Raw genomic sequence first — 18,784 nt, 5'->3', positions numbered from 1 at the left:
TTTATGTCTAAAGAAAAGTTTAAAAGATTAAAACCTCATATTAATGTAGGAACGATAGGTCACGTTGATCACGGTAAAACAACTTTAACAGCCGCTATTACTACCGTATTGGCTAAAAAATATGGAGGATCTCCTCGTGCTTTTGATCAAATAGACAATGCTCCTGAGGAGAAAGCCAGAGGCATTACTATAAATACTTCTCATGTTGAATACGACACTCTTAGTAGACATTATGCACATGTTGATTGTCCTGGGCATGCAGATTATATAAAAAATATGATTACAGGAGCTGCTCAAATGGATGGAGCTATTTTAGTAGTAGCTGCTAGTGATGGTCCTATGCCACAAACACGTGAACATATTTTGTTAGGTCGTCAAGTAGGTGTACCTTATATAATTGTGTTTTTAAATAAATGTGATGCTGTTGATGATGAAGAATTATTAGAATTGGTTGAAATGGAAGTTAGAGATTTATTGACACAATATGATTTTCCAGGTGATGATACTCCTATTGTAAGGGGTTCGGCTCTAAAAGCATTAGAAGGTGTTCCGGAGTGGGAAGAAAAAATAATTGATTTAGCTAATTTATTGGATAGTTATATTCCAGAACCGATAAGATCAATAGAAAAACCGTTTTTACTTCCTATAGAAGATGTATTCTCTATTTCTGGTAGAGGGACAGTTGTGACTGGTAGAGTAGAGCAAGGTATTATAAAAGTTGGTGAAGAAGTGGAAATTGTTGGAATAAAGAATACTATAAAAACAATATGTACTGGTGTTGAAATGTTTCGTAAATTATTAGATGAAGGGAGAGCAGGAGAAAATGTTGGAATTTTATTACGAGGCACTAAACGAGAAGATATAGAAAGAGGACAAGTATTAGCCAAACCAGGAACCATTCACCCTCATGTTAAATTTGAATCAGAGGTTTATGTACTTTCAAAAGAAGAAGGTGGTCGCCATACACCTTTTTTTAAAGGATATCGGCCTCAATTTTATTTTAGAACTACAGATGTAACCGGTTTTATTGAATTACCTCAGGATATAGAAATGGTTATGCCTGGAGATAATATTAAAATGACAGTAACATTAATTCATCCTATTGCAATGTCTGAAGGACTGCGTTTTGCAATTCGTGAAGGTGGTCGTACGGTTGGAGCTGGTGTTGTTATTAAGGTAATTAGTTAATTAATATTTTATTGAATAGGATAATTGAAAGGTTGATTTATATTAAATACGGAAGAGCTTTATCAGCTCTTCCGTATTTAATATAAAATATAGAAACATAATTTTTAAATACTACAGTTTACAAAATAGAATATGTTTTTTATAATAATAACATTATGGTTATTGAAAAAATATTCAGCGCACGTTTAGATAATTTTATTATTTATAAGAATTTTTTATAAAGTTGAAATATTGACAATTTTTTAATAAATATTATTATTAATTTTTAAAAATATATTTTATTTTAATTTTTAAAAACTATGTATGTTTATTTTTAAAAGAATGTTAAAATATCTTCCTTATTTTATACAAATTTTAATTTTTAATTGATATAGAATTTTTATTTTAAATTATTTAAATTTCTTATATAATATAAGGACTTAATACTCCTAATTTTGGAGTTATGCATTAAACTACTACGCCAACTTACTAATTATTTAGTAAGAAAGGTGTTTTTTAGTTTTTATAAAATTGGAGTTCTGATTTTATGCAGAACCAAAGAATACGTATTCGTCTTAAAGCTTTTGATCATCGATTAATAGATCAATCAACTTCAGAAATTGTTGAAACTGCTAAAAGAACGGGAGCGCAAGTTCGTGGTCCTATACCACTGCCTACGCGTAAAGAACGTTTTACTGTTTTAATTTCTCCTCATGTTAATAAAGATGCACGTGATCAATATGAAATTCGTACACATAAGCGACTAATTGATATTGTTGAACCTACTGAAAAAACAGTGGATGCTTTAATGCGATTAGATCTTGCTGCTGGTGTAGACGTACAGATCAGCCTTGATTAATAAGATAATTACATGCATGATCAAAGGGTTGTAAAATGATAGGTTTAGTTGGAAAAAAATTAGGTATGACACGAATTTTTACTAAAGAAGGTGTTTCTATACCTGTTACAGCGATTGAAATAAAAGAAAATCGTATTATTCAAATTAAAAATTTAGATAATGATAAATATAAAGCTATACAAGTTACTACAGGAATTAAAAAATTTAATCAGTTAAAAAAACCTGAATCTGGTCATTTTCTTAAATCAGGAGTAAAAGCTGGTCGTGGTTTATGGGAATTTAGAGTTTCTGATTTAAAAGATTTTAAAATTGGAAATATAGTTAATGTAAACGTTTTTATTAATGTAAAAAAAGTTGATATTACTGGTATTTCTAAAGGAAAAGGATTTTGTGGTACGGTAAAAAGATGGAATTTTAGAACTCAAGATGCAACTCATGGTAACTCATTATCTCATCGTGTACCTGGTTCTATTGGTCAAAATCAAACTCCAGGAAGAGTATTTAAAGGTAAAAAAATGGCTGGTCATTTAGGCAACGTTCGAGTTACAGTTCAAAGTTTAACAGTAGTTAGAATCGATGCTGATCAAAACTTGTTATTAATAAAGGGTTCTGTTCCTGGTGCAACTGGTAGTGATCTTATTGTTAAACCAGCTATAAAAGCATGAGGACTATAATATGGAATTATTACTTAAAGATGAATCAACCTTATTTCATTTGTCTGATGTTACATTTGGTCGAGATTTTAATAAGTCTCTTGTGCATCAAGTTGTAATGGCTTATAGATCTAGTGCTAGGCAAGGGACACGAGCTCAAAAGAGTCGTGCTGAAGTTTCCGGATCTGGTAAAAAACCATGGCGTCAAAAAGGGACAGGAAGAGCAAGAGCTGGATCAATCAGAAGTCCTTTATGGCGTTCTGGTGGTGTTACATTTGCATCTAAACCTCAAGATTATGAACAGAAAGTTAATCGTAAGATGTATCGTGGTGCCATGCAAAGTATTTTTTCAGAATTAGTACGTCAAAATCGTCTTATAATTTTTAAAAAATTTTCTTTAGATTTTCCTAAAACTAAGTTATTAGTGAGAAAATTAGAAGATATAGGATTGAAAAATGTACTAATTATTATTAAAGGAATAGATCATAATTTATTTTTAGCTTCTCGTAATTTATATAAAGTAGATGTTTGTGATGTTAATTTAATTAATCCAGTTAGTTTAATTTCTTTTGAAAAGATTATTTTAACAACGGAAGCTATTAGTAAAATAGAGGAAATGTTTTCATGACACATAAGAATCTTATTTTTAAAGTATTACTTTCTCCTAAAATTTCAGAAAAATCTTCTTTATCTGCAGAAAAATATAATACAGTTGTTTTTAAAGTAAAAAAGGACGCAAAGAAGTCTACGATAAGACAAGCTGTACAAGAATTATTTAAAGTAAAAGTAAGTTCTATTAACACTCTTGTAGTTAAAGGAAAAATAAAACGTAAAGGGAATCAAGTAAGTCGTCATAAAAATTGGAAAAAAGCTTATATTACTTTAAGAAAAGGTCAAAATGCAGATTTACTCAGCAATGTAGATTAGTTGTAGGGAAAAAAATGGCAATTATTAAATGTAAACCGACATCTCCTGGTCGTCGTCATGTTATTAAAGTGGTCAAAAAAAATTTGTATAAAGGTAAATCATTTTCTTTACTAACAAAAAAGAATACTAAAACAGGCGGAAGGAATAATGCTGGTCGAATTACTACTCGTCATATAGGTGGAGGTCATAAAAGAGCATATAGAATTCTTGATTTTAAAAGAATAAAAGATGGTATTCCAGCTGTTGTAGAACGTTTTGAATATGATCCTAATCGTTCAGCAAATATTGCTTTAATCTTATATAAAGATGGGGAACGCAATTATATTTTAGCTCCCAAAGGTTTATCTATTGGAGACAAAGTTATTTCTGGTATTAAAGAATCTATTAAAGTAGGAAACGCATTACCTTTAAGAAATATTCCAGTAGGAGAATTAGTTCATAATGTGGAAATGAAACCTGGAAAGGGAGGTCAAATAGCACGTTCAGCTGGAAGTTTCGTACAATTAGTAGCTAGTGAAAATACTTATGTTACGATTAGATTAAGATCTGGAGAAATGAGAAAGATACCATCTGATTGTAGAGCTACTGTTGGAGAAGTAGGAAATTCAGAACATATGTTAAGAGTATTAGGAAAAGCTGGAGCTTCTAGGTGGAGAGGTGTTAGACCAACAGTTAGGGGTACTGCTATGAATCCTGTTGATCATCCACACGGAGGAGGAGAAGGTAGGAATTTTGGTAAACACCCAGTGACTCCGTGGGGTGTTCAGACTAAAGGAAAGAAAACTAGAAAAAATAAACGTACTGATAAGTTTATCTTACGAAGTCGAAATAAATAATTACAGAGGATAAAGAATGCCACGTTCTCTTAAAAAGGGTCCTTTTATTGATCTCAATTTATTAAAGAAAGTAGAAAAATCTATTAAAAAAAATGATAAAAAACCATTACGTACTTGGTCTCGTCGTTCTACTGTTTTTCCAAATATGATTGGTTTAACTATAGCAATACATAACGGTCGTCAACATGTTCCTGTTTTTATTACCGAAGATATGGTAGGTCATAAATTAGGAGAATTTTCTTTAACTAGGACTTATAAAGGGCATGCTGCTGATCGTAAAGTTAAAAAACGTTAGCAAAAAGAGGAACAAATGGAAGTTTTAGCTCAATATCGTCAAGCTCGTTCATCTGCACAAAAGGTTCGTTTGGTTGCTAATTTAATTCGTGGTAAAAAAGTACAAAAAGCTTTAGAAATACTTATTTATTCTAATAAAAAAACATCAAATTTGGTAAAAAAAGTATTAGAATCAGCAATAGCTAATGCTGAACACAATGAAGGTGCCGATATAGATAATTTAATAATAAAAAAAATTTTTGTTAATGAAGGACCAACTATGAAACGAATGATGCCACGTGCTAAAGGTCGCGCTGATCGAATTTTAAAACGTACCAGTCATATCACCGTAGTTGTTTCTGATCGCTAAGATTTTGGAGACTAGTAATGGGTCAAAAAGTACATCCTAATGGCATGCGATTGGGAATAATTAAATCTTGGAATTCTGTTTGGTTTTCTAATAGTAAAGATTTTTCTGATAATTTAAACAGTGATTTTCAAGTTAGAAGTTTTTTAAAAAAAGAGTTATTTAAAGCGTCTGTATCTCGAATTATTATTGAGCGTCTAGCTAAAAGTATTCGAATTACTATCTATACAGCACGTCCCGGAATTGTTATAGGAAAAAAAGGAGAAGATGTAGAAAAATTAAGAGCAGCTATAGCTATTATAGCTGGTGTTCCTGCACAAATTAATATTTCAGAAGTAAGAAAACCAGAGTTAGATGCAAAATTAGTAGCCGATAATATTACTTCTCAATTAGAAAGAAGAATAATGTTTCGTCGAGCTATGAAAAGAGCAGTTCAAAACGCCATGCGACAAGGAGCAAAAGGGATAAAAGTTAAAATAAGTGGACGTTTAGGAGGGGCAGAAATAGCAAGAAAAGAATGGTATCGTGAAGGGAGAGTCCCATTACATACATTACGTGCTGATGTCCAATATAATGCTTCAGAAGCACATACCACATATGGTATTGTTGGAGTAAAAGTATGGATTTTTAAAGGAGAAATTTTAGGTGGCATGTCTGCTGTAAAAATTTTAGAAAAGCCGATTTCTCAAGCTAAAAAATATTATCGTAAGAATCGTAAGTAAGGAGATTATCTTATATGATGCAACCAAAACGAACTAAATTTCGCAAAATGCATAAAGGAAGGAATCGTGGTTTTGCTATTAGTACTGATGTTCAATTCGGGAGTTTTGGTTTAAAAGCTGTAGACAGGGGACGTTTAACAGCTCGTCAAATTGAAGCAGCAAGGATAGCTATAACCCGTTCTGTAAAAAAACAAGGGAAAATGTGGATACGAATTTTTCCTGATAAACCTATTACTCAAAAACCATTAGAAGTAAGAATGGGAAAAGGGAAAGGGAACGTTGAATATTGGGTTGCTTTAATCCAACCAGGTAAAATTTTATATGAAATAGAAGGTTTGTCTGAAGAATTATCTCGAGAAGCATTTAAATTAGCAGCTGCAAAATTGCCTATTAAAACTATATTTGTTACTAAAACGGTGATGTAATGAAATTTATTAAGCTGCGTGAGAAAAATTTTATAGATTTAAATTCTGAATTATTACATTTATCAAGAGAATATTTTAATCTACGCATGCAATTATCATCAGGTAAATTAAAACAATCTCATTTGTTAAAAAAAGTTCGTAAAAATATTGCTCAAGTGAAAATGTTGTTGTCAGAAAAAGGAAAACAATCATGACCAAAAAATATAATATATTACAAGGTTGTGTGATCAGTGATAAAATGCAAAAAACGGCTGTTATAGCTGTAGAACGTTTTGTCAAACATTCTATTTATGGAAAATTTATAAAACGTACAACAAAATTACATTTCCATGATGAAAAAAATGAATGCGTTATTGGAGACACAATAGAAGTTCGGGAATGTCGTCCAATATCTAAAAAAAAATCTTGGATTTTATTACGTATTTTAGAAAAATCGACACTTTGAAAATTCTATGCTAAGCATAAGCATGAACAGTAGTTACTAATTGGCTGTTCATGTTTTCAGAAATGTAAGAGAAAATGGAATGATAAATTTTTTATATTGGTGTTTATTATAAATTTGTTTATTTTTAATCAACAAGTGTTATTATTGGAGTGCTAACATGATTCAGGAACAAAGTGTATTAAATGTAGCAGATAATTCTGGTGCGCGTTCTGCAATGTGTATTAAAGTTTTAGGAGGTTCCAGAAGACGTTATGCAGGTATTGGAGATATTATAAAAGTTACAGTAAAAGAAGCTATTCCAAGAGGTAAAGTAAAAAAAGGTGATGTGCTTAAAGCTGTGGTGGTACGGACTAAAAAAGGTATAAGAAGATCCGATGGTTCTATCATTCGTTTTGATACTAATTCATGCGTATTATTGAACAATAGTACTGAACAACCAGTGGGAACCCGTATTTTTGGGCCAGTGACTCGAGAATTAAGAATAGAAAAATTTATGAAGATTGTTTCATTAGCTCCTGAAGTATTATAAATGGTAGGAGAACATAATATGGCAAATAAAATACGTTGTAACGATAAAGTGGTAATTTTAGCAGGAAAAGATAAAGGTAAAATAGGTATTGTAAAAAGATTATTATCTTCAAATAGGATTATTGTAGAAGGTATTAATGTAGTTAAAAAACATCAAAAATCCGTTCCGGCTCAAAATAAACCAGGAGGAATAATTAGTAAGGAATCGGGAATTCATATTTCTAATGTGGCTATATTTAATTCGATAACAGAAAAAGCTGATCGTATAGGTTTTAGATTTGAGGAAGGGAAGAAAGTTCGTTTCTTTAAATCTAATAAAAAGAATTTACATAATGTGGGACTATAATCATGTCAAGATTGTATGATTATTATAAAAAAACAGTATTACAGAAATTGATGATACAATGTGGTTATAATTCTTTAATGCAAGTACCTAGAATTGAGAAAATTACTTTAAATATGGGAGTTGGAACTGTTATTTCTGAAAAGAAAACTCTTGATCAAGCGGTTTTAGATTTAACTTTAATTTCTGGGCAAAAACCTTTAGTGACTAAATCCCGTAAATCTATAGCTGGTTTTAAAATTCGTCAGGGTTATCCTATTGGTTGCAAGGTAACTTTAAGAGGGAAACGTAAATGGGATTTTTTAGATCGTTTAATTACTATCGCTATACCTCGTATTAGAGATTTTCGTGGTTTGCCTACAAATTCTTTCGATGGTCGAGGTAATTATAGTATGGGAATTAAAGAACAAATTATTTTTCCAGAGATTGATTATGATAAAATTGATCGTATTCGTGGTTTAAACATTAATATTACTACTACTGCTCGTTCTGATTATGAAGGTGAATTACTATTGTCATCTTTTCATTTTCCATTTCGTAAATAAATAAGGTATTCAATGGCTAAACAATCAATTAAAGCAAGAGAAGTAAAGCGTATTAAGTTAGCTAAAAAATTTTTTAAAAAACGTGTAAAATTAAAAAAAATTATTTCTGATCTATCTCTACCAGAAGAATTTCGTTGGCAAGCTGTGCTAAAATTACAAATATTACCAAGAGATTCCAGTCCTTCACGTCAACGGAATCGTTGTCGTCAAACAGGTAGACCTCATGCTTTTTTACGCAAATTTGGATTAAGTAGAATTAAACTCAGAGAATCAGCTATGCGTGGTGAAATTCCTGGTTTAAGAAAAGCGAGTTGGTGATTAGTTAGTAATTTTATTTCTCGGGAGTAAAATAGATGAGTATGCAAGATCCTATTTCAGATATGCTTACGTGTATTCGTAATGGTCAAGTATCTAATAAATTATCGGTTACAATGCCTGCATCTAAATTTAAAGTAGCGATTAGTGATGTTTTAAAAAGAGAAGGATATATCAAAGATTATGTTATTAAAGAAACAATTAAGTTAAAATTAAAAGTTATTCTTAAATATTTTCATGGTAAGGGCGTAATTGAAAGTATACAACGTGTCAGTCGTCCTAGTTTGCGTATATACAAGCAAAAACATGAATTACCAAAAGTAATGTCTGGTTTAGGTATTGCGATTATTTCGACTTCCAGGGGTTTAATAACTGATAAAGAAGCTAGAAAATTGGGTCTTGGTGGTGAAATTATTTGTTATGTTTCTTAATGGGAGAAAAAAATGTCTCGTATTGCCAAAAATCCTATTTTTATTCCTTCTTGTGTGGATATAAAATTAAAAGGACAAAAAATTTTCATTAAAGGGAAAAATGGTGAACTGACTTATATTTTTCACAGAAGTGTAACAATAGAAGAAAAAAAATCTTTTTTATGTTTTTCAGTTAATTTAAGTTATGTTGATGCTTGGGCGCAAGCAGGTACATGTCGAGCATTAGTTTATTCAATGATAATTGGTGTTACAGAAGGATTTTCAAAAAAATTACAATTAATCGGTGTAGGATATCGTGTTAGTGTTACTAAAAAAAATGTTATTAATATGTCTTTAGGTTACTCTCATCCTATTGAATATACGTTGCCTTTTGGTGTAATAGCAGAGATTCCATCTCAAACGGAAATTATACTTAAGGGTGCAGATAAACAATTAATAGGACAAGTAGCGGCTAATTTACGTGCTTATCGTGTTCCTGAACCGTATAAAGGAAAAGGAATTCGGTATGAAAATGAAATAATACGTGTGAAAGAGGCTAAGAAAAAATAATATGACAGCAATTAAAAATAAAAAATTAGCTCGTTTACGTCGTGGGTTAAAAACACGATGTAAATTAAAAAAATTAGGTGCTGTTCGTTTGGTTGTTCATCGAACTTCTCGTCATATTTATGCGCAAATTATATCTTCAATAAGTTCTAGAGTGGTGGTAGTAGCTTCAACTTTAGAAAAAACAATAAGTAGAAATATTATTTATACAGGAAATAAAATAGCAGCAGCAGAAATTGGAAAAATAATTGCAGAACGAGCTTTAAAGAAAGGTATTAAAAATGTTTCTTTTGATCGTTCAGGATTCCAATATCATGGTCGAATTCAAGTTTTAGCAGAATCTGCGCGACAAGCTGGTTTGATATTTTAAGGATAACATATAATGGCTATTATTGAGAAAAAAAATACTTTAGATTTTAAAGAAAAGTTAATTACAGTTAATCGTGTATCTAAAACGGTCAAAGGTGGTCGTATATTTTCTTTTACTGCGTTAACGGTTGTTGGAAATGGTCAAGGTAAAGTAGGTTTTGGATATGGCAAAGCACGTGAAGTACCTGCAGCGATCCAAAAAGCAATGGAAAAAGCACGCAGAAAAATGATTAAGATAGAAATTGTAAATGGGACTTTGCAACATTCTGTTAAAGGTTCTTATACAGGTGCTAATATATTTATGAAACCTGCATCAGAAGGTACAGGAATCATTGCTGGAGGTGCTATGAGGGCGGTATTAGAGGTTTCTGGTGTACACAATGTTTTAGCTAAAACGTATGGTTCTACTAATCCTATTAATGTGGTAAGAGCAACAATGAAGGGATTAGAAAGCATGAGATCTCCAGAAATTATTGCTGCTAAAAGAAATAAATCCGTATCAGATTTTATTGGATAATATAAAAATGATAAAAACTATAAATATAACACAAGTTAAGAGTGCAATAGGTCGTTTATCCAAACATAAATCTACATTACTTGGTTTGGGTTTGCGGTATATTGGACATACAGTTAATCGTAAAGATACACCAGCTATTCGGGGTATGATAAGATCTTTATCTTATATGTTAAAAATACAGGAAATATAGAACATGTATTTAAATAATCTTTTTCCGGCCAAGAAGGCTCATAAAAAAAGAAAACGGGTAGGAAGAGGAATAGGTTCTGGTTTAGGTAAAACAGCTGGTAGAGGGCACAAAGGACAAAAATCACGTACAGGTGGGGGTATTAATAGAGGCTTTGAGGGAGGTCAAATGCCTTTGTATCGGAGAATACCTAAATTTGGATTTATTTCTCGAAAAGCGCGTGTAACGAAAGAAGTAAGATTGTCAGAGTTAAATCGATTTTCAAAAAAAATAATTACTTTAAATTTGTTAAAAGAACATAATATCATTCATAAAAATATTAAGTTTGTAAAGATCATTTTATCTGGTAGCATTTCTTCACCAATTAAGGTATACGGTTTGCGTGTAACAAAAGGTGCACGTATGGTTATTGAAAATTGTGGTGGTAAAATAGAGGAATAAGTAAGCATATAATATGGTTAAAAAATTAGGATTAGATTATCAAAAGTATCATAGTGGTTTTAACATACTTAAGAAAAGAGTTTTGTTTATTATAATGGCATTAATTATTTTTCGTATCGGTTCTTTTATTCCTATTCCTGGTATTGATGTTACAATGTTATCTAGGTTATTGGAAAGACAACAAGGTACTATTATTGAAATTTTTAATATGTTTTCTGGTGGCGCTTTAAGTCGTGCTTCTATTTTTGCACTGGGAATTATGCCGTACATTTCTGCATCCATTATTATTCAATTGTCAACTTTAGTTTATCCACGATTGATAGAAATAAAAAAAGAAGGAGAGTCTGGAAGACGTAAAATTAACAGATATATTAGATATACTACCTTGTTATTAGCAATTTTGCAGTCTATTGGTATTGCAATAAGTTTGCCAAATATGCCTGCATTGCGTTTTTTGATTATTCATCCTGATTTATATTTTTACTGTATTGCTGTTTTTAGTTTGGTCACTGGTACTATTTTCTTAATGTGGTTAGGTGAATTAATTACCGAGAAAGGTTTAGGTAATGGTATTTCAATAATTATTTTTTCTGGAATCATAGCTGGTTTGCCTTCTTCAATTGGTAGCACATTAGAACAAGTTAGATTAGGTGAATTAAATTTTATGTTGTTTTTATTTGTTATTTTTTTTATTTTTTCTATTATTTTTTTAGTAGTTTTAATAGAACGTAGTCAAAGAAAAATTAATGTGCATTATGCAAAACGTCAACAAGGTAGACGTATTTACGCTGCTCAAAGTAGTTATTTACCTTTAAAAGTTAATATGTCGGGAGTTATTCCTGCTATATTTGCTTCCAGTATTATTCTTTTTCCAGCAACTATTTTTTCTTGGTTTGGAGATGGAAGTAAATTGAAATGGTTAATGAATATTTCATTTTATTTACAACCTAATAAATTTGTTTACATGTTTTTATACGCTCTTGCAATAATTTTCTTTTGTTTTTTTTATACTAGTGTAGTTTTTAATTCTCGTGAAACAGCAGAAAATTTAAAAAAATCGGGAGCTTTTATTCCTGGTATTCGACCAGGTGAAAAGACTGCAAGATATATTAACAAAATAATGTTGCGTTTGACACTGATTGGTTCTATGTATATTACTTTTATTTGTTTAATTCCAGAATTAATGAGATTTTTTATTCACGTTCCATTTTATTTTGGTGGTACATCTTTATTAATTGTAGTGGTGGTTATTATTGATTTTATTTCTCAAGTACAAACATTAATTATGTCTACACAATACGAATCGGCGTTAAAAAAATCTAAATTAAATTTTAAAGGTATTTATAAATAAAATATATTTGCAAGGAGTGTAGGATGAAAGTTAGAGCATCTGTAAAAAAGTTATGTCGTAATTGTAAGATTGTGAGGAGAAAAAATGTTGTTCGTGTAATTTGTACTCATGAATTGAAGCATAAACAACGTCAAGGTTAAATGAGCGATTTATGTAATGATTAATTTTTTAGTTTTTATGATTTACATTATAAGGGTATTTATATATAAATATTTTTATACGAAATATAAAATTATAGGAGTGAATAGTGGCTCGTATTGCAGGAATTAATATACCTGATCACAAACATATCATAATAGCATTATTATCTATATACGGTATAGGTAAAACTCGTGCTAAATCAATTTGTTCTATTGCTGGAATAAAAGGAAATATTCAAGTAAAAAATTTAATTGAAAAAGAAATAGAGTTGTTACGTACTGCAGTAAGTAAATTTGTTGTTGAAGGCGATTTAAGAAGAGAAAAGACCTTAAGTATAAAAAGACTAATGGATCTCGGATGTTATAGAGGTTTACGTCATCGTCGAGGATTACCTGTTCGTGGTCAGCGCACTAAAACTAATGCTCGTACGAGAAAAGGGCCGCGTAAATCTATAAAAAAACAATAAGAAAGGAATTATAATTTATAATGGCAAAAATATCTGTTCGTGTTAAAAAACGTGTTAAAAAACAAGTTTTAGATGGTATAGCTCATATTCATGCTTCTTTTAATAATACTATTGTAACAATTACTGACAGGCATGGGAATGCTTTAGGTTGGGCTACATCTGGTGGTTCAGGTTTCAGAGGTTCTCGTAAGTCGACTCCATTTGCTGCTCAGGTAGCTGCGGAACGTTGTGCTGAATTAGTGAAAGAATATGGAATAAAAAATTTGGAAGTGATGGTAAAGGGACCTGGTCCAGGTCGGGAATCAACAATTCGTGCGTTAAATGCCGCTGGTTTTCGTATTACAAATATTACTGATGTAACTCCTATACCTCATAATGGGTGTCGTTCACCTAAAAAACGTCGTGTATAAATTTTTATATGAATGGAAAAATTGACGAAATGGCAAAATATTTAGGTCCTAAATTAAAATTATGTAGGCGTGAAGGTAGCGATTTGTTTTTAAAATCCGGAGTTCGTTCTATTGATACTAAATGTAAGTTAGAGCAATCTCCTGGTCAACATGGTAATCGTAAACCTCGTCTTTCTGATTATGGAATTCAATTAAGAGAAAAGCAAAAAGTACGTCGTTTATACGGTATATTAGAACGTCAATTTCATAATTATTATAAATTAGCTGTGCGTTTAAAAGGAAATACTGGAGAAAATTTACTAAAATTATTAGAAGATAGATTAGATAATGTGGTTTATCGTATGGGTTTTGGTTCAACTAGATCGGAATCTCGTCAATTGGTTAATCATAAATCAATTTTAGTAAATAATCGTGTTGTTAACATTGCTTCTTATCAGTTATCTATTAACGATAGAATTTCTGTTCGTGAAAAATGTAAAAATCAGTCCCGTATAAAAGCAGCTTTAGAGTTATCGGAACAAAGAGAAAAACCTAGTTGGTTAGAAGTGGATATTAATAAAATGGAAGGTTTTTTGAAACGGTATCCTGAAAGAGAGGATTTGTCTGCAGAAATTAATGAACATTTGATAGTTGAACTTTATTCTAAATAAGGTTGAAATGACAAAAGAGGACATAATGCAGAGTTCTGTAACTAATTTTTTAAAACCACGTTTGGTAAATATTGAACATATTAGTCCTACGCATGCTAAGGTTGTTCTTGAACCTTTAGAACGTGGCTTCGGTCATACATTAGGTAATGCATTACGTAGAATATTGCTTTCTTCTATGCCAGGTTGTGCAGTTACAGAAGTTGAAATTGATGGAATACTACATGAATATAGTACAAAAGAAGGAGTTCAAGAAGATGTTCTTGAGATTTTATTAAATTTAAAAGGTTTGGCTATAAAAATGTATGGTAAAGATCATATTATATTAAATTTAAAAAAATCAGGAATAGGTGTAGTTACAGCTGCAGATATAATTCATACGAGTGATATAGAAATTATCAATCCTGAACATATTATTTGTCATTTAACTTGTGAACAATCTGTAATTAATATGAGAATTACGGTACAAAGAGGAAGAGGGTACGTACCGGTTGCTACCAGAATATCTTTAGAAGATAATAATCGTTTTATAGGAAAATTATTTTTAGACGCTTGTTATAGCCCTGTAGATCGTATTGTTTATAATGTTGAAGCTGCTCGTGTAGAGCAACGTACCGATTTAGATAAATTAATCATAGAAATGGAAACTAACGGAACAATTGATCCAGAAGAAGCTATTAGACGGGCAGCAACAATTTTAGTTGATCAGCTAGAAGCGTTTGTTGATTTACGAGATGTTGGTGAGCCTGAATTAATAGAAGAAAAACCGGAATTTGCACCTATTTTATTGCGTCCTGTAGATGATTTAGAATTAACGGTACGATCTGCTAATTGTTTAAAATCTGAGAGTATTCATTATATTGGCGATTTAGTTCAGAAAACTGAAATAGAATTATTGAAAACACCTAATTTAGGTAAAAAATCTTTAACTGAAATTAAAGATGTTTTAGCAGCAAGAGATTTATCTTTAGGGATGCGTTTAGAAAACTGGCCTCCAGAAAGTATTTTAGATGATTAATAAATTTTTATCTTTTAATACTATATCAATTAGGAGAATAAAATAATGCGACATAGAAAAATTAGTTTTCGATTAAATCGTAGTCCTAATCATATAAAGGCAATGTTTCGAAATATGATATGTTCTTTATTACATCATGAATTAATTAGAACAACTGTAGCTAAAGCAAAGATATTGCGTAGAATAATAGAACCATTAATCACTAAATCTAGAGTGGATAATGTTAAAAATCGTAGGTTTATATTTTCTAAAATCAGGAATAATGAAATGGTTGATAAGTTATTTACTGATTTAGGACCATTTTTTTTGAATCGTACAGGTGGTTATATTCGTGTATTAAAATTTGGATTTAGGGCAGGGGATAGATCACCTATTGCATATGTACAATTTGTAGATAGAAAAAAAGAAAAATCTAAAATAGTAACTAAAAAGTAAAATTTTTATTGCAAACAGAAAATTTTTGTTTTAATATGTCTGACATTTTTGGTTATTAATAATAACAAACGGCATTTTATGCCGTTCTGTTTTTGTAATAATTTTTTAAAATATAAATTATTTATTTTATTATTTTTTATAAATTTTATATTATGAGAATAATTATCCTTGGAGCTACTCAAATTGGTATTAATATAGCAGAATTCTTACTAATTGAAAATAATGATATTACGATAGTAGATAAAAATGAATTATCTTTGTTTCAATTGCAAGACAGATTAGACTTACGTGTTGTTATAGGTTATGAATCACGTTTGGAAGTATTGCGTGAAGCAGGGGCAGAACAAGCTGATATATTAATTTCTGCTACTTGTTCTGATGAAATGAATATAGTGGCATGTCAAATTGCGTATTCTTTTTTTTCTATTCCAAAGTGTATTGCAGTTCTTAAATCGACAGATTATATAGAAATAGAGGATAAAATTTTTCCTGAAAATCAAAAGTATATTAATTTTTTTATACATCCAGAAAAAATGATAATAAAACATTTAATCGATTTTATAGAATATCCAGGAATATTAAAAGTAATTTATTTGTTTAATGATACTGTAGTTTTATCTTTGTTAAGAATATTTGATAATAGTAGTTTGGTTGGTTCTTCTATTGTTGATATAAAAAATAAAATTTCTGGAATCGATTTTTTTATTCCTATTATTATTCGTGATGGAATCCCATTTTTTTCTATTCATTCTACTGTTTTTAAACTTAATGATGAATTTTTTATTTTATGTTTAAGTAAACATTTTTTGAAGTTAATTAAACAGTTAAGAAATATTAAACAAACATCAAATAAAAACATTATGTTGGTTGGTGGAGGAAACATAGGATTTGGGATAGCCCGTATTTTAGAAAGAAAATGTAATATAAAGATACTAGAATTAAATGAGAAAAGAGCCAAGATGATATCAAAACGTTTAGAATACTCAACAGTATTGTTGGGTAACGCTTCTGACATTAGATTATTTGCCGAAGAAAATATTGGGAAAATTGATATTTTTATATCCGTAACTAATAATGATGATACGAACATTATATCTAGCATAGTTGCAAAAAAGATGGGATCGAAACAATCTTTGGCTTTAGTGAAAAATGAATTTTATTCTGAACTAATAAATTTTTCTAAAAAAGTAGATGAAATTATTTTCCCTCAAGAAATTATTATGTCTGAATTGTTAAATCGGATTAGATCATCAAATATAATTAGTTTATTTTTATTTCATACAGGTAAGATGGAAGTTATTGAAATTATTGTCAGGGAAAAAAATGGTTCCAGTTTGATTATAGGTACTTTGTTATCACAAATCACTTTACCACCTGGTGTAATCATTTTCGCAATTATTAGATATAACAATCTTATTATTTTTGATCATTTTGATGATATACGGATAGAAGAAGAAGATCATATAATTATGTTATGTACTAATAGAATCAGTATTAAAGTTATCGAAAAATTATTTTAAAGTATTTTAATATTATTTAATGTTGATTTTTTGTTAAATTTTTTTAATGATTAATTAAATCATTAATTTAATACTTTCCCTGGTACGAACCATTCTTTTTTGGAATTAAGAAAATCTAGTACTGACATTATTTTTTTTCCAGATATTTGTAATTTTGTGATATTTAATATTCCATTTTTGGTGTTGATTTGAATTCCATTTTTGTTAGCTAATATAATTTCTCCTGCTTTTTTTTTGTTTGAATTATAAATTACGTTAGCTTCCCAAACTTTAATCAATTTATTATGAATGATAAAAAATGCTGTTGGCCAGGGATTAAAGGCTCGAATTGATCTTTCTAATTTTATAGCGTGGTTGTTCCAATTTAATTTTCCTTGTTCTTTTTTTATTTTATTTGCATAGGTAACAGATATGTTGTCTTGTATAGTGTATTTATAAGTATTTAAGAAGTATTGATTTAATACAATTAGTATTGTTTGTATTCCAATTTTAATTAATTTTTTTTCTAAACTAGAATAAGTGTCATTTAGAGAAATAGAGCAGCTTGTAGAATATAATATTTTACCTGTATCGATGCCTTTATCCATTTTAATTATACTGATACCAGTTTTTTTATCTCCATTTAAAATAGCCCATTGAATAGGTGCAGGTCCTCTCCAACGAGGGAGTAAGGAAGCATGTATATTAATACAACCTAACGGAAATAGATTTAATATATTCTCTGGGAGTATAATGCCATAAGCTACTACTAACATAATGTCTGCGTTTAGTTTTTTTAATATATTTTGTATTTCTGTATTATTAAGAGTAATGGGTTGAAATACGGGAATACAATTTTGTTGAGCTAATGTTTTTACAGGAGAAAAAATTTTTTTTTTGTTTCTACTAAAATAAGAATCTGGTTTTGTTAATACTGCCACAACTTGATGTCGGGATATAAGTAATGCGTGTAGATGCGCAGAAGCGAAATTAGGAGTACCCGCAAAGATAATTTTTATTTTCTTATTTTTTTTTATATTTTTTTTTGAGTAATAAATCATTTTTTTTTGCCATTTTTTTTATTTTTTTGCGTATATTTTTTTGTTTTAATAATGATAAATGATCTATAAATAGTTTTCCTATAAGATGGTCCATTTCATGTTGAATACATATAGACAAAAGAGAATTTGTTTTTATTTCTTTTTTTTCTCCAAAATAGTCTAAGTAATTTATTTTTATGTATTCATATCGTGTAATGATCGCACGTTGTTTAGGAATAGATAAACATCCTTCTTCTGCTTTTTTTTCGCCACTAGTACTTATTATTTCAGGATTAATTAAAACTAAAGGTTTGTTATAATTGTGAATATTACTAATAACAATTATTTGTAAAGGAATGTCAACTTGTGTTGCTGCTAATCCTATTCCTTCTTCTGAATACATAGTTTCGAACATATCATTTACTATATTTCGGATATTATTATTTATTTCTTTGACAGGTTTAGCAGTAATCCTTAAATTTTTATCTGGATATTGTAGTATTTTTAAAATAGTCATATAATTTTATATATTAATTTTTATGTAATTTTATTATGTTATAATCTTTTTTTATTAATTGGTATATAAGAATACCATATTTTTATAAATAATATTTTTTAATATTTATAATTTATGTTAAGAGTTTATATAAATATTACATTTTTTTATGAATATAAAACTTAATAATAGTATTTTTTATATTTTAGGGAGTTATATATTATATATATAATTTTCAGTATTTTACTATATAAAATATATTATATAAAGTATAATATTTCTACAAAAAATGTGGAGTATCGTTAAAAACAATTTTTGAAATAAAATTTTTAATTTTAGTAAAAATGTTTTTTTTATTAAATGTTTATATACAAATTATTTTATT

32 protein-coding genes are annotated in these 18,784 nt (G+C 29.4%); 30 read left to right on the top strand and 2 right to left on the bottom strand.

Annotated elements, in window-relative coordinates:
• Window positions 1-3: 3 nt before the first annotated feature.
• From tuf to trkA, 30 genes are all read left to right on the top strand, one after another.
• The gene (gene tuf, locus LDP10_RS00425; RefSeq protein ID WP_265196775.1) at window positions 4-1,188 is read left to right on the top strand and encodes an elongation factor Tu; all 1,185 of its coding nucleotides are present in this window, start codon (window positions 4-6) and stop codon (window positions 1,186-1,188) included.
• A gap of 526 nt (window positions 1,189-1,714) precedes the next feature.
• Window positions 1,715-2,026 (top strand): 30S ribosomal protein S10, encoded by a 312-nt coding sequence (rpsJ, locus tag LDP10_RS00420; protein WP_265196774.1) that lies wholly within the window; start codon window positions 1,715-1,717, stop codon window positions 2,024-2,026.
• A gap of 35 nt (window positions 2,027-2,061) precedes the next feature.
• Window positions 2,062-2,691: a 50S ribosomal protein L3 gene (gene rplC / locus LDP10_RS00415; RefSeq protein ID WP_265196773.1), complete on the top strand. Its 630-nt coding sequence runs from the start codon at window positions 2,062-2,064 to the stop codon at window positions 2,689-2,691.
• A 10-nt stretch (window positions 2,692-2,701) separates the two neighbouring features.
• Entirely contained in the window at window positions 2,702-3,307 is a 606-nt protein-coding gene (rplD, locus tag LDP10_RS00410; RefSeq protein ID WP_265196772.1) for a 50S ribosomal protein L4, read from the top strand.
• Window positions 3,304-3,606: a 50S ribosomal protein L23 gene (rplW, locus tag LDP10_RS00405; RefSeq protein ID WP_265196771.1), complete on the top strand. Its 303-nt coding sequence runs from the start codon at window positions 3,304-3,306 to the stop codon at window positions 3,604-3,606. The genes rplD and rplW overlap by 4 nt, the downstream gene beginning before the upstream one ends.
• A gap of 14 nt (window positions 3,607-3,620) precedes the next feature.
• Complete coding sequence (gene rplB / locus LDP10_RS00400) at window positions 3,621-4,442, top strand: 50S ribosomal protein L2 (RefSeq protein WP_265196770.1); 822 nt, start codon at window positions 3,621-3,623, stop codon at window positions 4,440-4,442.
• Between the two features lie 16 nt (window positions 4,443-4,458).
• The gene (gene rpsS / locus LDP10_RS00395; RefSeq protein ID WP_265196769.1) at window positions 4,459-4,737 is read left to right on the top strand and encodes a 30S ribosomal protein S19; all 279 of its coding nucleotides are present in this window, start codon (window positions 4,459-4,461) and stop codon (window positions 4,735-4,737) included.
• Between the two features lie 15 nt (window positions 4,738-4,752).
• Entirely contained in the window at window positions 4,753-5,085 is a 333-nt protein-coding gene (gene rplV, locus LDP10_RS00390; RefSeq protein ID WP_265196768.1) for a 50S ribosomal protein L22, read from the top strand.
• A 17-nt stretch (window positions 5,086-5,102) separates the two neighbouring features.
• Window positions 5,103-5,804 carry a 30S ribosomal protein S3 gene (rpsC, locus tag LDP10_RS00385; RefSeq protein ID WP_265196767.1) on the top strand — a complete coding sequence of 234 codons (702 nt, stop codon included), beginning with the start codon at window positions 5,103-5,105 and terminating at the stop codon, window positions 5,802-5,804.
• A 14-nt stretch (window positions 5,805-5,818) separates the two neighbouring features.
• On the top strand, window positions 5,819-6,229 hold the full coding sequence (gene rplP / locus LDP10_RS00380; protein ID WP_265196766.1) for a 50S ribosomal protein L16: 411 nt from the start codon (window positions 5,819-5,821) through the stop codon (window positions 6,227-6,229).
• Entirely contained in the window at window positions 6,229-6,423 is a 195-nt protein-coding gene (rpmC, locus tag LDP10_RS00375; RefSeq protein WP_265196765.1) for a 50S ribosomal protein L29, read from the top strand. The genes rplP and rpmC overlap by 1 nt, the downstream gene beginning before the upstream one ends.
• Window positions 6,420-6,674: a 30S ribosomal protein S17 gene (gene rpsQ / locus LDP10_RS00370; RefSeq protein ID WP_265196764.1), complete on the top strand. Its 255-nt coding sequence runs from the start codon at window positions 6,420-6,422 to the stop codon at window positions 6,672-6,674. The genes rpmC and rpsQ overlap by 4 nt, the downstream gene beginning before the upstream one ends.
• Window positions 6,675-6,831: 157 nt before the next feature.
• Window positions 6,832-7,203: a 50S ribosomal protein L14 gene (gene rplN, locus LDP10_RS00365; RefSeq protein WP_265196763.1), complete on the top strand. Its 372-nt coding sequence runs from the start codon at window positions 6,832-6,834 to the stop codon at window positions 7,201-7,203.
• Window positions 7,204-7,221: 18 nt separating this feature from the next.
• On the top strand, window positions 7,222-7,548 hold the full coding sequence (rplX, locus tag LDP10_RS00360; protein WP_265196762.1) for a 50S ribosomal protein L24: 327 nt from the start codon (window positions 7,222-7,224) through the stop codon (window positions 7,546-7,548).
• 2 nt (window positions 7,549-7,550) lie between these two features.
• Window positions 7,551-8,090, top strand: a complete 540-nt coding sequence (rplE, locus tag LDP10_RS00355) for a 50S ribosomal protein L5 (RefSeq protein WP_265196761.1) — start codon at window positions 7,551-7,553, stop codon at window positions 8,088-8,090.
• A 12-nt stretch (window positions 8,091-8,102) separates the two neighbouring features.
• Window positions 8,103-8,408, top strand: coding sequence for a 30S ribosomal protein S14 (gene rpsN, locus LDP10_RS00350; RefSeq protein ID WP_265196760.1), 306 nt, complete (start codon window positions 8,103-8,105; stop codon window positions 8,406-8,408).
• 35 nt (window positions 8,409-8,443) lie between these two features.
• Window positions 8,444-8,836 carry a 30S ribosomal protein S8 gene (gene rpsH, locus LDP10_RS00345; RefSeq protein ID WP_265196759.1) on the top strand — a complete coding sequence of 131 codons (393 nt, stop codon included), beginning with the start codon at window positions 8,444-8,446 and terminating at the stop codon, window positions 8,834-8,836.
• 12 nt (window positions 8,837-8,848) lie between these two features.
• Window positions 8,849-9,385: a 50S ribosomal protein L6 gene (gene rplF / locus LDP10_RS00340; protein ID WP_265196758.1), complete on the top strand. Its 537-nt coding sequence runs from the start codon at window positions 8,849-8,851 to the stop codon at window positions 9,383-9,385.
• Between the two features lies 1 nt (window position 9,386).
• Window positions 9,387-9,752, top strand: a complete 366-nt coding sequence (gene rplR, locus LDP10_RS00335; RefSeq protein WP_265196757.1) for a 50S ribosomal protein L18 — start codon at window positions 9,387-9,389, stop codon at window positions 9,750-9,752.
• A gap of 12 nt (window positions 9,753-9,764) precedes the next feature.
• The gene (gene rpsE / locus LDP10_RS00330; RefSeq protein ID WP_265196756.1) at window positions 9,765-10,268 is read left to right on the top strand and encodes a 30S ribosomal protein S5; all 504 of its coding nucleotides are present in this window, start codon (window positions 9,765-9,767) and stop codon (window positions 10,266-10,268) included.
• Window positions 10,269-10,275: 7 nt separating this feature from the next.
• Entirely contained in the window at window positions 10,276-10,458 is a 183-nt protein-coding gene (rpmD, locus tag LDP10_RS00325; RefSeq protein ID WP_265196755.1) for a 50S ribosomal protein L30, read from the top strand.
• A gap of 3 nt (window positions 10,459-10,461) precedes the next feature.
• Entirely contained in the window at window positions 10,462-10,896 is a 435-nt protein-coding gene (gene rplO / locus LDP10_RS00320; protein WP_265196754.1) for a 50S ribosomal protein L15, read from the top strand.
• 13 nt (window positions 10,897-10,909) lie between these two features.
• Window positions 10,910-12,247 carry a preprotein translocase subunit SecY gene (gene secY / locus LDP10_RS00315; protein ID WP_265196753.1) on the top strand — a complete coding sequence of 446 codons (1,338 nt, stop codon included), beginning with the start codon at window positions 10,910-10,912 and terminating at the stop codon, window positions 12,245-12,247.
• A gap of 23 nt (window positions 12,248-12,270) precedes the next feature.
• Window positions 12,271-12,387, top strand: coding sequence for a 50S ribosomal protein L36 (gene rpmJ / locus LDP10_RS00310; RefSeq protein WP_265196752.1), 117 nt, complete (start codon window positions 12,271-12,273; stop codon window positions 12,385-12,387).
• A gap of 107 nt (window positions 12,388-12,494) precedes the next feature.
• Window positions 12,495-12,854 (top strand): 30S ribosomal protein S13, encoded by a 360-nt coding sequence (gene rpsM, locus LDP10_RS00305; RefSeq protein ID WP_265196751.1) that lies wholly within the window; start codon window positions 12,495-12,497, stop codon window positions 12,852-12,854.
• Window positions 12,855-12,874: 20 nt separating this feature from the next.
• On the top strand, window positions 12,875-13,264 hold the full coding sequence (gene rpsK / locus LDP10_RS00300; RefSeq protein WP_265196750.1) for a 30S ribosomal protein S11: 390 nt from the start codon (window positions 12,875-12,877) through the stop codon (window positions 13,262-13,264).
• Between the two features lie 29 nt (window positions 13,265-13,293).
• Window positions 13,294-13,914 (top strand): 30S ribosomal protein S4, encoded by a 621-nt coding sequence (rpsD, locus tag LDP10_RS00295; RefSeq protein ID WP_265196820.1) that lies wholly within the window; start codon window positions 13,294-13,296, stop codon window positions 13,912-13,914.
• Between the two features lie 25 nt (window positions 13,915-13,939).
• A complete protein-coding gene (locus LDP10_RS00290; RefSeq protein WP_265196819.1) occupies window positions 13,940-14,929 on the top strand; it encodes a DNA-directed RNA polymerase subunit alpha in 990 nt (329 codons plus the stop codon).
• A 45-nt stretch (window positions 14,930-14,974) separates the two neighbouring features.
• On the top strand, window positions 14,975-15,364 hold the full coding sequence (gene rplQ / locus LDP10_RS00285) for a 50S ribosomal protein L17 (RefSeq protein WP_265196749.1): 390 nt from the start codon (window positions 14,975-14,977) through the stop codon (window positions 15,362-15,364).
• Between the two features lie 152 nt (window positions 15,365-15,516).
• Entirely contained in the window at window positions 15,517-16,884 is a 1,368-nt protein-coding gene (gene trkA, locus LDP10_RS00280; protein WP_265196748.1) for a Trk system potassium transporter TrkA, read from the top strand.
• A gap of 62 nt (window positions 16,885-16,946) precedes the next feature.
• Here the strand turns inward: trkA and fmt are convergent, their stop codons facing one another.
• Both fmt and def read right to left on the bottom strand, forming a co-directional pair.
• Window positions 16,947-17,924 (bottom strand): methionyl-tRNA formyltransferase, encoded by a 978-nt coding sequence (fmt, locus tag LDP10_RS00275; RefSeq protein WP_265196747.1) that lies wholly within the window; start codon window positions 17,922-17,924, stop codon window positions 16,947-16,949.
• Complete coding sequence (gene def / locus LDP10_RS00270) at window positions 17,887-18,420, bottom strand: peptide deformylase (RefSeq protein WP_265196746.1); 534 nt, start codon at window positions 18,418-18,420, stop codon at window positions 17,887-17,889. The genes fmt and def overlap by 38 nt, the downstream gene beginning before the upstream one ends.
• Window positions 18,421-18,784: the final 364 nt, after the last annotated feature.

The sequence above is a fragment of the Buchnera aphidicola (Pemphigus obesinymphae) genome, assembly GCF_026122815.1.
Lineage (GTDB): Bacteria > Pseudomonadota > Gammaproteobacteria > Enterobacterales > Enterobacteriaceae > Buchnera_C > Buchnera_C aphidicola_BJ.
Note: the sequence above shows the minus strand (reverse complement) of the source record. Positions and strands in the feature narration are given on the sequence as shown.

Excerpts from the sequence above, each read along its gene's own strand:
- fmt (WP_265196747.1), bottom strand. The coding sequence starts at position 17,924 with ATGATTTATTACTCAAAAAAAAATATAAAAAAAAATAAGAAAATAAAA.
- rplV (WP_265196768.1), top strand. The coding sequence starts at position 4,753 with ATGGAAGTTTTAGCTCAATATCGTCAAGCTCGTTCATCTGCACAAAAG.
- rpsD (WP_265196820.1), top strand. The coding sequence starts at position 13,294 with ATGGCAAAATATTTAGGTCCTAAATTAAAATTATGTAGGCGTGAAGGT.
- rpsH (WP_265196759.1), top strand. The coding sequence starts at position 8,444 with ATGAGTATGCAAGATCCTATTTCAGATATGCTTACGTGTATTCGTAAT.
- def (WP_265196746.1), bottom strand. The coding sequence starts at position 18,420 with ATGACTATTTTAAAAATACTACAATATCCAGATAAAAATTTAAGGATT.
- tuf (WP_265196775.1), top strand. The coding sequence starts at position 4 with ATGTCTAAAGAAAAGTTTAAAAGATTAAAACCTCATATTAATGTAGGA.
- rplO (WP_265196754.1), top strand. The coding sequence starts at position 10,462 with ATGTATTTAAATAATCTTTTTCCGGCCAAGAAGGCTCATAAAAAAAGA.
- rpsN (WP_265196760.1), top strand. The coding sequence starts at position 8,103 with ATGGCTAAACAATCAATTAAAGCAAGAGAAGTAAAGCGTATTAAGTTA.
- rplN (WP_265196763.1), top strand. The coding sequence starts at position 6,832 with ATGATTCAGGAACAAAGTGTATTAAATGTAGCAGATAATTCTGGTGCG.
- rplB (WP_265196770.1), top strand. The coding sequence starts at position 3,621 with ATGGCAATTATTAAATGTAAACCGACATCTCCTGGTCGTCGTCATGTT.
- trkA (WP_265196748.1), top strand. The coding sequence starts at position 15,517 with ATGAGAATAATTATCCTTGGAGCTACTCAAATTGGTATTAATATAGCA.
- rplW (WP_265196771.1), top strand. The coding sequence starts at position 3,304 with ATGACACATAAGAATCTTATTTTTAAAGTATTACTTTCTCCTAAAATT.
- rplP (WP_265196766.1), top strand. The coding sequence starts at position 5,819 with ATGATGCAACCAAAACGAACTAAATTTCGCAAAATGCATAAAGGAAGG.
- rpmD (WP_265196755.1), top strand. The coding sequence starts at position 10,276 with ATGATAAAAACTATAAATATAACACAAGTTAAGAGTGCAATAGGTCGT.
- LDP10_RS00290 (WP_265196819.1), top strand. The coding sequence starts at position 13,940 with ATGCAGAGTTCTGTAACTAATTTTTTAAAACCACGTTTGGTAAATATT.
- rpsQ (WP_265196764.1), top strand. The coding sequence starts at position 6,420 with ATGACCAAAAAATATAATATATTACAAGGTTGTGTGATCAGTGATAAA.
- secY (WP_265196753.1), top strand. The coding sequence starts at position 10,910 with ATGGTTAAAAAATTAGGATTAGATTATCAAAAGTATCATAGTGGTTTT.
- rpsS (WP_265196769.1), top strand. The coding sequence starts at position 4,459 with ATGCCACGTTCTCTTAAAAAGGGTCCTTTTATTGATCTCAATTTATTA.
- rpsJ (WP_265196774.1), top strand. The coding sequence starts at position 1,715 with ATGCAGAACCAAAGAATACGTATTCGTCTTAAAGCTTTTGATCATCGA.
- rpsE (WP_265196756.1), top strand. The coding sequence starts at position 9,765 with ATGGCTATTATTGAGAAAAAAAATACTTTAGATTTTAAAGAAAAGTTA.
- rpmJ (WP_265196752.1), top strand. The coding sequence starts at position 12,271 with ATGAAAGTTAGAGCATCTGTAAAAAAGTTATGTCGTAATTGTAAGATT.
- rpsC (WP_265196767.1), top strand. The coding sequence starts at position 5,103 with ATGGGTCAAAAAGTACATCCTAATGGCATGCGATTGGGAATAATTAAA.
- rplE (WP_265196761.1), top strand. The coding sequence starts at position 7,551 with ATGTCAAGATTGTATGATTATTATAAAAAAACAGTATTACAGAAATTG.
- rplC (WP_265196773.1), top strand. The coding sequence starts at position 2,062 with ATGATAGGTTTAGTTGGAAAAAAATTAGGTATGACACGAATTTTTACT.
- rplQ (WP_265196749.1), top strand. The coding sequence starts at position 14,975 with ATGCGACATAGAAAAATTAGTTTTCGATTAAATCGTAGTCCTAATCAT.
- rplX (WP_265196762.1), top strand. The coding sequence starts at position 7,222 with ATGGCAAATAAAATACGTTGTAACGATAAAGTGGTAATTTTAGCAGGA.
- rplR (WP_265196757.1), top strand. The coding sequence starts at position 9,387 with ATGACAGCAATTAAAAATAAAAAATTAGCTCGTTTACGTCGTGGGTTA.
- rplF (WP_265196758.1), top strand. The coding sequence starts at position 8,849 with ATGTCTCGTATTGCCAAAAATCCTATTTTTATTCCTTCTTGTGTGGAT.
- rpsK (WP_265196750.1), top strand. The coding sequence starts at position 12,875 with ATGGCAAAAATATCTGTTCGTGTTAAAAAACGTGTTAAAAAACAAGTT.
- rpmC (WP_265196765.1), top strand. The coding sequence starts at position 6,229 with ATGAAATTTATTAAGCTGCGTGAGAAAAATTTTATAGATTTAAATTCT.
- rplD (WP_265196772.1), top strand. The coding sequence starts at position 2,702 with ATGGAATTATTACTTAAAGATGAATCAACCTTATTTCATTTGTCTGAT.